Below are 12,771 nucleotides of genomic sequence, written 5' to 3'. Positions count from 1 at the left end.
TTCAGCGCATCAAGGTTTGCAGGCTGAACGGATAACGATAGGACGTCGGCCGGCCCTTGGCCGACAGGTGCCGGAAATCCACCCCGAAGTCCGGTGAATCGCCCATGGCCAGCATCCGCTTGGCCTGGGCCTTGTCGATCAGCTGCAACAACGGAATCAGCCGGTCACGCCCGCCATACTGATTCAGCTCCACGCCCTGATCGATATCGTGCAACTCCACCAGCGCCCAACCACCCAGGGTGAAATGCCCGCCCAACAGCACGCTCAAGCGTCCATCAACAATGGCCTTCAACGCGGCGGGAGAGGTATTGAAGGCGCTGAACAAGGCATCCACCCCAGGCCTGCCGCCTGTTTCGGCATAGGCCTGCATGGCACCGAACGCCATCTCGTCATTGGCTGACCATACCAGCGACACCTCGGGGTAACGGAGGAACAACATTTTCGCCTGCTCATAAGCGCGCTCACGGGTCCAGCCGCTGTAGACCAATTGGCGCAAGCGCACTTCCGGGTGTTCAGCCAGGGCGCGCAGCATGCCTTTTTCCCGCAGTTGCGCCGAAGGGGTGATCTTCAGCCCGGAAAACGCCAGTAACTCGATGGATTGGCCCGGCGCTGCCGGTGGATGCTGGCGGATCAGTTCGTTGAGCATCAGGTAGCCGCCCTCCTCGTCGTTGGGCACCAGGCTACCCAATCGGTCCGGGCGGTCACCCAGCAGGCTCAATTGATTGTCGGTCAGGGACGCATTGACCATGAACAGCTTCACGCCGCTGCCTAGGGCCAGGCGCAGGATTTGCGGGGCCACGTATTGTTCGTTGGCGAACACCAGATAGTCCGGGCGATCCGGCCCCTGCAACGCGGTGCGAGCCTGGGCAATCGTCAGTTCGGGCATGCGCTGGGAATAGAGAATCCGCAGGTCCATGCCCAAGTCCGTGGCCGCTGCCTGCATGAATTGCCCATAGCTGACCCAGAACGCTTCGTTAGTACTTCCCGGGCTCAGGAACAGCACCGAAGCCGCCTGGGCACAGGGTCCGAAGACCGAGCCAAGCGTCAGCAATACACCACACAAAAACTTCAACATTAATGGTCCGAGCCCCGGAAATTCGCCGCGCATTATAGCCAGCGAACGCCCGAAAAACGGGGATTATTCCGGTTCTGTCCAACAATCCGTCGGAACCGGGCCCGGACGGGGTCGCTATTGGTGACTGACCCAGAAAACGGCGGTTCCTACGACCAGAATGATCAGGAACAAAATCGCCCAAGCGTCAACTGTACTGTCGCTTTTCCTTGCTTTGGTTGGGTTGCTCATTGCATCGCCTCTTGTCGGTTTTATCGGTGATTGCATAAAGACTCGACCACAGTAAAGACGACGATTGCCCGCACCACAACTAATGGCTTTTCGATAACGGTTCTCGTTAGTCGTTTTGGTTCTTTACATATACTCAAACATCACTTTTGCGCATAACTGCAAACTGGTATCTTGCCCCGGCTCCGTAGGGAGTGCGCGGCCGTGCGCGCAGAATTGCCGAGGCAGTATCGGAGACTTCAGCAAGCGAAAAACGCAACTGGAACCGACCGGCCCAAGCCTGAGAACAGGACTTATATGTACGTATACGACGAGTACGATCAGCGGATCATCGAGGACCGCGTCAAGCAGTTCCGTGATCAGACCCGACGCTATCTGGCAGGCGAGCTGAGCGAAGAAGAATTCCGCCCCCTGCGCCTGCAAAATGGCCTTTATATCCAGCGTTTCGCCCCGATGTTGCGGGTGGCGGTGCCTTACGGCCAACTGACTTCGCGCCAGACGCGAATGATGGCCAAGATTGCCCGTGACTACGACAAGGGCTACGCCCACATCAGTACCCGGCAGAACGTGCAGTTCAACTGGCCGGCGCTGGAAGACATTCCAGACATCCTCGCCGAACTGGCCACCGTGCAGATGCACGCGATCCAGACCAGCGGCAACTGCCTGCGCAACGTCACCACTGACCAGTTCGCCGGTGTCGCTGCCGACGAGTTGATCGACCCGCGTCCATGGTGCGAAATCGTCCGTCAGTGGACGACGTTCCACCCGGAATTCGCTTACCTGCCACGCAAATTCAAGATCGCCATCAACGGTTCGACTTCCGACCGTGCGGCCATCGAAGTCCATGACATCGGCCTCGAGCCGGTGCACAACGCCGCCGGCGAACTGGGCTTCCGTGTGCTGGTCGGTGGCGGCCTCGGTCGTACGCCGGTGGTTGGCGCGTTCATCAACGAGTTCCTGCCGTGGCCGGACCTGTTGAGCTACCTCGACGCCATCCTGCGGGTTTACAACCGCTACGGCCGTCGCGACAACAAGTACAAGGCGCGGATCAAGATCCTCGTTAAAGCGCTGACCCCTGAAGTCTTCGCGCAAAAAGTCGACGCGGAAATGGAACACCTTCGCGGTGGCCAGAGCACGCTGACCGAGGCCGAAGTGCATCGCGTGGCCAAACACTTCGTCGATCCGGACTACAAGGCGCTGGAGAACCAGACCGCCGAACTGGCCGCACTCGACAAGGAACACCCGGGTTTCGCCCGCTGGCGCACCCGCAACACCCTGGCGCACAAGAAGCCGGGCTACGTGGCCGTGACCCTGTCCTTGAAGCCGACCGGTGTGGCACCGGGCGACATCACCGACAAGCAGCTCGACGCCGTGGCCGACCTGGCCGAGCGTTACAGCTTCGGTCAACTGCGCACCTCCCACGAGCAGAACATCATTCTGGCCGACGTTGAGCAGTCGCAACTGTTCGCGATGTGGGGCGAATTGCGCGAGCAAGGTTTCGCCACGCCGAACATCGGCTTGCTGACCGACATCATCTGCTGCCCGGGCGGTGATTTCTGCTCCCTGGCCAACGCCAAGTCGATCCCGATCGCCGAATCGATCCAGCGTCGTTTCGACAACCTGGATTACCTGTTCGACATCGGCGAACTGGACCTGAACATTTCCGGTTGCATGAACGCCTGTGGTCACCACCACGTCGGCCACATCGGCATCCTCGGGGTGGACAAGAAAGGCGAAGAGTTCTACCAGGTGTCCCTGGGTGGCAGCGCCAGCCGTGACGCCAGCCTGGGCAAGATCCTCGGCCCGTCCTTCGCCCAGGAAGCCATGCCTGATGTGATCGAGAAGCTGATCAACGTGTACGTCGAACAACGTCACGAAGACGAGCGCTTCATAGACACCTATCAGCGTATCGGCATCGACCTCTTCAAGGAGCGCGTCTATGCAGCGAATCATTAAGAACAACGAAGTCGTCGACGAAACCTGGCACTTGCTGCCCAAGGATTTCAACATCGACGAGATCAGCAACTGCGACGACCTGATCGTGCCGCTGTCGCTGTGGCGCGAACACGCCCGCATGCTCAAGGCCCGCGATGGCGGCCTGGGTGTGTGGCTGGACGCCGATGAAGAAGCCGAAGAAATCGGTGAAGACGTGGACAACTTCCAGGTCATCGCCCTGAACTTCCCGGCCTTCACCGATGGTCGCAACTACTCCAACGCCCGTCTGCTGCGTGACCGTTATGGTTTCAAAGGCGAACTGCGGGCGATTGGCGATGTGCTGCGTGACCAGTTGTTCTACCTGCATCGCTGCGGTTTCGACGCGTTTGCCATTCGCGCCGATAAAGACCCGTACGAAGCCCTTGAAGGTCTCAAGGACTTCTCGGTGACGTACCAGGCGGCCACTGACGAACCGCTGCCGCTGTTCCGCCGTCGCTGAGTCTGTAGTACCCAAAACCTTGAGCCCTGGCCGTGAAGCCGGGCCCAAGGTTTTTTTTCGCCTGCCTTAATCTGCCGGGGCGGCGTTGAACGCGGCGACCCGCGCCTCCAGCTGATCGAAACTGGCGAAGGGATCATCGCCATTGGCGGCGGTCCACTCGACATCGCGGAACACGTGCTGACACAGCGCGGGCGACGCTTCGATGGCATCGACCAAGTGCCAGACCCGCTGTTGCAACGCCGCATAATTCACCCGGAAATCAGCGCTGCGCCGAACCATGTCCAGCGTGGCGAAAAACCGTTCGTTGCCCTCCAGGGTGGCCAAGTGTTGCCAGCGCCCGGCCTGGGTTGCCGACTGTTCGGGTGACAACCCCGTCAGCCAGGCATCGGGCTGGGCGAAATCGGCGCTCGGCAAGCCCATCCACACGTTGATCCCGGTTTCCTGGCGGTGACGGACCACCCAGCGCAGGCTGTCGGCATCGTTCAGCGGGTTGCCCGTCAGCAAAACCCGGTTGCTGCCCACCGACTGCATGCGCACGGCTTCGGGGACCCGGTCGATGTGGTTGTAACGCAGGTCCAGCAATTGCAGATACGGGTGATCGAGCACACCCACCGGGCAGTTCCGAATGCCGGTGGCACGCAGGTTGAGGCGGCGCAACGCGGGCAGGAACAGCACCAGCGGTGGCAAATCCAACGGGTTAGTGCTCATGTCCAGCGACGTGAGCCGGGCCAGGCTGCTCAGTTCACCGGCCGCTTGTTCAGTCAGGGTCACGCCGGTTTGCCGCAGGTTCAAGTGCGTGAGCTCGGTCAGTTCGCCGATGGCCTCCGGCAGATGGCCAACCCAGGCGCCGTTGGCAGCGCTCTGGCGCAGGTCGGTGCCGGCCAGGTCCAGCACGCGCAATTTGCGAAATCCGCGCAAAAACGGCGAGAGGCTGTCCGTCTCGGTCAACGAAAAATTGGACATGGTCAGTTCCACCACCTGCCCCAACTGCACGTTCAAGGCTGGCAGGCTGTGAAAATGCTCGAAGTCCATTTCCAGGCGAAACCCCACGAATTCACCGTCGTTGTAGACACGCCTGGACGCATCGCCTCGTTGCTGCCACAACAAATCCAACTCGTAAGCCAGTTCCATTCGAGTTTGCCGCTCATAGCGAATGGATTCGGCGATCCGCTCATCGTTCTGTGCTTCGATCTGCTCGGCACTGAGGCCGGCGGCCTCCGGATCGTCCGCTTCCAGCAGGTCGATGTCCATGTGATCGACATCCTCCTCGACCTGCTCAACCCAGGTCGTCAGGTCGGTGCGTAGTTGCTGCACCTGCATGCTCAGGTCGATCAGATGCATCTGCGCTTTTTCGCCCCACAGCGCCAACTGCGCCTCGATCTCTTGCTCCGTCCTGGCCGGGTATAGCTCCTGCAACTGGAGCTTTTCGATCGCCCGGGAAAAAGCCGACGCATCGGTCGTGGACGGAAAGCCGCCGCCGCGTAGCCCGAGGCTGTCGAACGGCAGGCCGGCATTCATACGCCGCAACCCGGATTCGAGGTCGGCGCGCGAACGCGGCATGGCGCGCAATTTCGCCTGCAAATCTTCCAGGCCGTGATCGACACGCAACCCCAGGGCCGTGCGCTGTTCGGGAGACAAGGCCTTGAGCAACGCCGGGTAAAAGTCCACGGTTCGCCCCGCGTCCTGGTAACCGGATCCCAGCTTGATCAATTGGCGGGTCGACGTCGCGATGCGCGGGCCGATGCTGTCCAGGACACGGCCCGCCGCAGAACCTTCGCAGACCTCAATTCGCGCTCCAGCCGGCCAGCCGGCGAGGCGCTCCAGGGAATGCAAGGCCAGTACTTCGCTGTCAGCATTCTTCACCGCCGCGAGGTACAGGCCTTCGTAAGCCCGGGCCAGGCGCACATGCTGCTCATATTGCTGCGCCTTGACGCTCAACTCGCCCAACACACGCTTGGCCTCGGCCAGGGTATGCGACGCGGCGATGTCGATGCCCGAGCGGTCGAGCATCTGTTCGATGGCCTGTTTCGGCAAGCCGGGGTACTGCGACTGGAACAGCCTCACCCACTCATGATCGGAGTGCTGCGTCGCGGCGTAGCGCAGGTTGAACTGCTCGGCACGCGCCGCCAGCGCCTGTCCGGCCTCGGCCGACCCCACCGGCAGGCGGTCGATGACCTGTTGCAGATCCTGATCGATACGAAAACGGCTCAAGGTGTCCGCCAGGATCGGCGACGGTGGCTGCCCACCCTGCAACAGGGCTAACGCGTTGCTGTCGAGTTCGCACACCTGGTCGATGGCACGCAGCGCATCGTCGCCGAAGGCAGCGGTTTCAGGAATGAGCGTGCGCAATTGAGCAATCCGTGATTGCACCGTGGCCACGCTGTCGCTGACGGCACGCTCGGCGGTTTGTGCGGCCTTGCCCACCACCCCAGGCACACTCGCCTCTGCGGCTCGCTGCTCGACTTTGAGCACCGCGCCAGCCTTGACCATCGGCAAGGCATTGAGCAGACCGAACAGGGTGCGCCCGACACCGCCCCAGCGCTCGTCCGTGGTTTTGCCGTTCACCGCTTCACCGAGGCCATACCCGGCATCAATCAACCCGGCCAGCGCCAGCAGGCCCTCGCCTCCTGGCACAAACAAGGCCAGCGGGCCGAATCGGTTGACCCATTGCACCACGGGCTCGACCACGGCACTCAGGTTGTCACGATTGACCTGAGCGTCGTCGCGAATGGTGTCGATGCTGGCCTGCGCCGCCCGTTTCATCACCAGCACCCACTGCGCGAAAGGGTCCTCGGCGCGCGGCGCCACTTCGGCGCTGACGTAGGTGTCGGGCGACCAATAACCGCTGTTATTGAAAAAGCCATGACCCTTTTTCAAGCGGTATTGGCGCGGGTACGTGACCATCCCGGTCAGGGCGGTCAGCAACCCGGCGTGAAAGGTGCCGTCCTCTTGATCATCGTCTGCAAAGTGTCGGGCGAGCGCCGTTTTACGCGCACCGTCACGGGCCATCTCGACCACCCAGGCGCACAGCGCCTGATGGTCGGCGAATTCATGGAACGGCGAAGCATTGCCGGGCACGTAGAGCAGCATCCGCCCGGTCGAGCGGTCGCGAAAACGCCAGATATCCTCGGACGTGTAGCGATAAATCACCAGGCGCGCCGCCTCCACGGAGTCCGGCACCAGCGTGCTCGCCTGCAACTGCGCCAGGGTCAGTTGCGCCCAGGTTTGCCGTCCGTCCAATGCGGCGGCGCGCAACGCCAGGTCGAGCCCGGCGTCACTCAAGCTGCGTTCCTGATGCTGTAACCAGGCGGCCATGACGAAGGCCAGTTTGATTGCTGTGCGCAACGGATAAGCGTCGGCGGCCAACAAGGCTTGATCCTGGGGCCAGGCATCCGCCACGTAAGCGGCGTATTGCGCCTTGAACCCGAGGTTCCACACCCAATCCTTGAACGCCGCCGGTTGCAACGCCAATTGGGTGGAGGGTCCGTAGACCTGCGGCGAGGTCGTGCGGTACACCCCTTCGTAATCGCGATAACCACCGCCAGGGTTGATCGATTCGTCGATCTCAACGATCCGCACCTGGGGCCCCACGGTGGGCGGCGTGTACAGACCGAAGGCGGTTTCGCCGAAGCGTCCGGCGCCCACGGTCTGGTAATTCTCGAGCAACGCCTGGACCAGGCTGCGGGAGGTGCGCGCCCTGCCCTGGTGAATTTCGCCCTGGGCCGGGTAGCCGTAAAAATCGTAGTTGAGGTCCACCAGAACCGCATCAAGCACCGCTGTGCCCCAGCGTTGCCCGATCAGCTTCGCGGCGTATTGCGCCGGGGTCATGGGCAGCACGGTGTCCAGGGCCAGACCTGCGAAACGATCAGTGCCGACCGAGTGTTTTGGGTCAATGCGCATCCTGTGACCTCCTTGTCAGTTCCGGTTCTGTCCTTTGCCCCGTCGGGCTGATCGTAAAGCGGGTGGGCGTGCGCTTCGTGTCGTCGATGATCGACGGCAAACCGGGGTTGCGCCGCAAGCTGTCAGCGGTCAGCTTGGCCATCAGGGCAATGCGTTCATTGCGAAAATTATTAACGATCGCGTCCATATGTTGGTTGTACTGCTCGCGACCAAAGCGTGACTCGCGATCCAACTGCTGGAAAGCCACCGCCGTACGTAACACCAGATCATCGAAATTGGCCTGATGGATGCCTTCCACATAACGCTTCCAGAACTCCTGCAGCGTCATCCAGTGCGCCAGCGCCGATGACTGTTCTAGCTTCAGCACTTCGCCGTAGACCCAGTCGAGGGTCTGCGGAATCACGTCGATTGCCAGGCTTAAATTCATGTCCCGCGGTTGCGCCGGCAAATCGAGGCGTTCGGCAAGCCCCACCCGATAGGCCAGGCTGATTTCCATCGCTTGTTCGAGGGTCAGCGGGCCGGTGCGCGATCGGGAGATGACGTTTTTCACGGCCAGGCGCTCGACTTCTTGCAGGCGATACAAACCGCGCAGCAACCGCACCAGTTCCGTCTCGGTCGCGGCCCTGTCCCGCACCACGCCCAACGCCCGGTAGCACAGCACTTGCACGTGCAGATCGCTGAACACCAGGGACGAGCCATCGGCGCTGAGTTGCCCGACATTGGCCATGCGGAACAAGGTGCGGCGCAGATGACTGTCCTCGGCCGCGGCCTCGATCACGTCCCACACCCGCTGGCTCAACGAGCGATAGACCACCCGGAAGTCAGCGGTGAAGCGCAGGCGATTGAGCAAGGTGAAAAACGGCCGCGAATCCGGGTACGCATACACCGCGCTCCACAACTGGCGCCTGCGCACCGTATCCAGCGCTGATGCTCCCGTCAGCCAGGTCGAACTCATCGTGAGGTCCATCAATACGTCTCGCACATCTTGCCCACGCCCTGTGGCGATCAGTCCCAGGCTGATTTCACTGGTTTGCTGGAAGGCGGTGAGGCGCTGGCGTGCTTGCGCCGACAGCGGATTGCCGGAAATGTTGGTGCCCAGGTTCAAACTGCCGGGTGCGGCGAATACGTCCTCCGGGATTTCGGTGATGCTGTTATCGCGCAGGTCCAGGACCCTCAGGCGCCGCAATCCGGTCGACCCGCTGGGCCAGTGGCTGATGCCGGTGCTGCGCAGCTCCAGGCGCTCCAGCAGTTGCATGCGCGCCACATCCGGGGCCTGGGTCAGGGTCGGGTTGGTGTTGAGGTTCAGTGTTTTCAACCGGAACAGGCCCGCCAGATCGGCGACCGCTGCCGGGGTCATCAGAATGTGGTTATCACTCAGGTCCAGGGTTTCCAGGCGCGGCATGGTGCTGACGGCCTGGGGCACGCGCGTCAACTGGTTGCCCACCAGGGACAAACGGCGCAGGAACTTGAAGTTGCGCAGAAACGTGTTCAGCCCGGGACTGGCCCCGACCCGATCCATGACCAGCGCGCCGACGTGGCTGAAGTCGCCAGTGATCAACGGCAAGTTGCCCAGTTGCAAGGGTGCAAACGACAGTTCATACAGCCTGCCGTCGAGGGTTAGTGTGCTGGGGGTTTCCCGCCGCCAGCAGCGGATGATGTCCATGGCGGCGCGGTTTTTGGCCAGGGTCGAGACCTTGAGCCGCGGCCCCGTTTCGGTCTGGTACCAGGTGTCGCGATTGACCCAGTTCTGCAATACGGTCCTGATGGTCAGGTACTCCAGGCGCAGGTTTTCCAGTTTTCTCAAGACCAACACTTCGTCCGGCCCCAGGCTGCTGAGAAACAGCTCGATCTGCTCCATCGAATGGGTCGGGTACAGCTCCTGCGCACGGCGGATAACCGCGGAGGATCGGCCCATCAGCCCCGGAACCTGTGGCGCTGCCCCCGCTGACGGTTTTACGAGCAAAGGGTCCGCCAGGCGCATGGGCGAAACATAACCCGCCCGCACCGGAAAAATACCGAGGCTCGCCTGGGCGAATGCCCGCCGCTCCAGGGCCAGGTTGGTAATTTTCGCCCTGAGGCCGACCCCATGATCCTCGACGTGCAAGCCCAGCGCCGAACGACGGGAGACGGACAAGCCTTCCCACAGCGCCTGGAAATAATGCGCGCGGGTGCGCCCCGGCAGGTAGCTGAGCAGATTGGAGCTGGCGTCGCGGACTTCAAAACGGTCGGGATGGGCATTGATCAGCAACTGTTGCGAGGCGTTTTCCGCGCCGATGCTGGCCATTTCGTCGGTGTAGAACGACCACTCCAGCACGTGCACGTACAGATCGCTTTGCCAACCAGGCAGATGCCGCAGCGCGCCAAATACGACACGGTCGGTATCGATACCGCCGACCGCGTCGAGGTACAGGCCCTCGTAGGCTCGGCTGACCCGCACCACCTGGCGATAGCGTCGTGCCTCCTCGGCCAGGCGCAGCGGCACGTTGCCGGCTTCTAGTTCGGTCAGTTCACTGCTGTCGGCATGACGGATCAGCTCATCGATCACACTGATCGGCAAATCGGAGAATTGATAACTCAGCGGCGTGGCGCGCAGCACTTGCTCCGGCGCGGCGCGCTGGTAAATCCATTCGAACAGGTCCCGGCGCTTGCGATCAGCCTGCTCGGCCAATTTCTGCACCAGCGCGGTGATCTGCTCGGCGGCCACCACCGACGGTGAGTCGAGCAGGTGCGTGCGTTCACTGGCGCTCAGGCCGGACAGCAGCTCGGGGTAGAACTCGCCTTTGCGCACCTTGTCCAGGTTCAGCCGCAGGGTCTTGCCGGGCTGCTCGACGCCGGGCGCGGTATACCGGCTGAAAGGCTGGCCGGTGGCGTCAACGACATTGATCGCGGTCTGCACCGGCCAGGTCTTGAGCGAGGTCAACAAACGCAATTGCAGGTCCGCGTCGGCGACCGCCGCTGTCCGCTCAGTGCTCATGTCCTGGATGAACCCGGTGACCCAGCTGTCCGTGGCAAACCGGCGCACGGTATCGACCAGCAACGCCGGCGGCCGGGTCCGGTCGATCAGCACCCGACGCAAGGCGTCGTCGTCGGTGGCGCTGACCAGCAGGATTTGCAACGCCCGCGCATCGGGGATGTCCTGCTCCAAATAGCCCAGGCGCCGGAACAGCGTCAGGCGATCCCACTCCAACGGCAGCTCGGAGTCATGGCGCCATGCGCCGACGTTGTTGGTTTCCAGGGCCGGCGCATAGTTTTCGCCCAGGTTCGACCCCTCGATCTCCCACAGGTCGGTGTCCGCTTGCGGGCGAACGGCGTAGACGTCCTTGTCCAGCGCCACGTATGCCTGGTCTTCGAACCAGCGCAGGCCGCGTTCGTCGGGTTTGAGCCAGCGCGGCAGCGAGATGTTGCGGCGATAAGGCGCCAGATCGGGCTTCCACAAACGGACCCTGTCCTCGGAAAACCTTATCTCCCGCAGGCTTTCGACAAACGGGCTGGTGCGCACACGTCTGAACGCGACTCTGGCGGCACCTGCCCCGGCAGACAAAGCCCCCATTACGATCAGGTTTTCCAGGGTATCGAAGTAATAATCCGCCGCCTGTTCCTGCTCGCCCGCCGCCCAACTCTCGATCCCGTGGTAGACCCCCAGCAGCAAATCGGCGACGGTCAACGCCATCATCACCTCCCCCACCATCGGGATGAACGAAACGCCGAACAGCACCAGATCGAGGCCGATGGTCGTGTAAGTGTCCATCCGAGCCAGTCGGCTTTTTTCGTCTTCATCGTCGGTGGGCACGACCAGCAGACGCGCATCGGCCATGACCTGCTCGGCGCGTTGCAGGTAAAGGTCGGCAAACAGATTGCTTGTCACCGCGAGGGTCGTCACGGGCAAGGAAGCCCGCTGCGAGGGTTGCATCCAGTGGCTGGCGGGTCGCATATCCCTTGCCGCGAGCGCCGAATGGAATCCGGGGCGATCCCTCAGCGAGACAAAGCGCATGAGCAGGGATTCGAATGTCTTGTCGAGCAAGCGCGAACCGAGGTCCACTTCCAGCGCGGTGACGCTGGCGTACTCTTTTAGCGGTTGCTCGGTATCCCCCGGCAAATACAGCACGCAAGGATTATCGACATAGGCCCCGTCACTGACCGTCACGATAAGCATCGCGCCGCACAGCTTGTAGCCCAGCAATTCCAGGCGCTTATAGGCGACGGTGCGCTGACCCAACTTGATCGACGCGGTATTGGCCATTACCTCATCCAGCATTTGGAACAACGGTTCAGTGATGTTTTTCTTCATCAGCGCCTGGTACCGGTCCACGTCGAACACACGCTGGGAGTGATGGACACAAGCCTGACGCACGGCGCCCGTGTCGGCGTGCGGTTCAAACACGCTGTTCAGGTGGGTCTGGTACTGCTTGCCCAAGTCCAGGGTGCGGCACAACTGGGCAAACTCATGGGGTTTGAGCGCGAGTATTTTGTTGGAGGTGCCGTTAATACGTTCCGGCTGATAAATAAGTGACTTGTCGTCATAGTTACTCTCGAGTGTTTCAGAGGCCTCGAAGTTCTCACACGCGGCGACTAACAAGTCACGATCAATCGGCAGTACCAATTTCTTGCGCAGGCCAAGCAGGCTCGAGGTTGAACGAACATGCTGAAACACCACGCCCCTGATATCCAGCGGCTCGCCCAACTTGTCCTCTATGGCTTTGGCCAATAACGGTGAACAAAACTGTTGCGGGCTTTTCAGTGCGGCCATCGCCATGGCGGCTTCGACCCGGGATTTCTGGCTGGCCACTACCCGCGCGTACAGCGACGTGCGGGCCGGGCCGTCGGCCTCGGACAGCCAGGACGGAATGGGATGATCCTTGAATAATGCGTAAAAAACGCCTTGTTGTTCAGGCGTCATTTCCGTTGCGTTAGTTGTGGACGAGGATGACGTTATTTCAGAAGACATGAAGGCATAACTCTTTTCACAATAAGAGCCTTCAGTCTAAAGCTCGAAGTTTCAATTAAAAGCTTCAATATCCGATCAGAACAATGGCAAACTCATCAACTATATGAACATCAGATATATACAAATACCACCACACACTTATCGATTAATGCATTGATAAACAACGGGCATAAAAAACCCGGCCAGCGAATT

The 12,771-nt window shown here is 61.2% G+C and carries 5 protein-coding genes; 2 read left to right on the top strand and 3 right to left on the bottom strand.

Features of this window, described 5'->3' with window-relative positions; translation table 11 throughout:
• Nucleotide 1 precedes the first annotated feature (1 nt).
• Entirely contained in the window at nucleotides 2-1,075 is a 1,074-nt protein-coding gene (locus tag BK667_RS12290) for an ABC transporter substrate-binding protein (protein WP_123597747.1), read from the bottom strand.
• 522 nt (nucleotides 1,076-1,597) lie between these two features.
• Here BK667_RS12290 and BK667_RS12285 point away from each other — a divergent pair.
• Together BK667_RS12285 and BK667_RS12280 are read left to right on the top strand one after the other, a co-directional pair.
• Nucleotides 1,598-3,256: a nitrite/sulfite reductase gene (locus BK667_RS12285; RefSeq protein WP_123508470.1), complete on the top strand. Its 1,659-nt coding sequence runs from the start codon at nucleotides 1,598-1,600 to the stop codon at nucleotides 3,254-3,256.
• Complete coding sequence (locus BK667_RS12280; RefSeq protein ID WP_123408979.1) at nucleotides 3,240-3,734, top strand: DUF934 domain-containing protein; 495 nt, start codon at nucleotides 3,240-3,242, stop codon at nucleotides 3,732-3,734. Before BK667_RS12285 ends, BK667_RS12280 begins: the two co-directional genes overlap by 17 nt.
• A gap of 66 nt (nucleotides 3,735-3,800) precedes the next feature.
• On the opposite strand, the gene BK667_RS12275 is transcribed toward BK667_RS12280, so the two are convergent.
• Together BK667_RS12275 and BK667_RS12270 are read right to left on the bottom strand one after the other, a co-directional pair.
• A complete protein-coding gene (locus BK667_RS12275) occupies nucleotides 3,801-7,634 on the bottom strand; it encodes a dermonecrotic toxin domain-containing protein (RefSeq protein ID WP_123597746.1) in 3,834 nt (1,277 codons plus the stop codon).
• Nucleotides 7,624-12,531, bottom strand: coding sequence for an NEL-type E3 ubiquitin ligase domain-containing protein (locus BK667_RS12270; RefSeq protein WP_123597745.1), 4,908 nt, complete (start codon nucleotides 12,529-12,531; stop codon nucleotides 7,624-7,626). Before BK667_RS12270 ends, BK667_RS12275 begins: the two co-directional genes overlap by 11 nt.
• Nucleotides 12,532-12,771: the final 240 nt, after the last annotated feature.

Origin of the sequence: Pseudomonas frederiksbergensis, assembly GCF_003732705.1 — a bacterium.
In the GTDB taxonomy this organism is placed as follows: domain Bacteria; phylum Pseudomonadota; class Gammaproteobacteria; order Pseudomonadales; family Pseudomonadaceae; genus Aquipseudomonas; species Aquipseudomonas frederiksbergensis_F.
The sequence above is the reverse complement of the archived record's forward strand: the minus strand, read 5'-3'. Positions and strand labels throughout refer to the sequence as shown.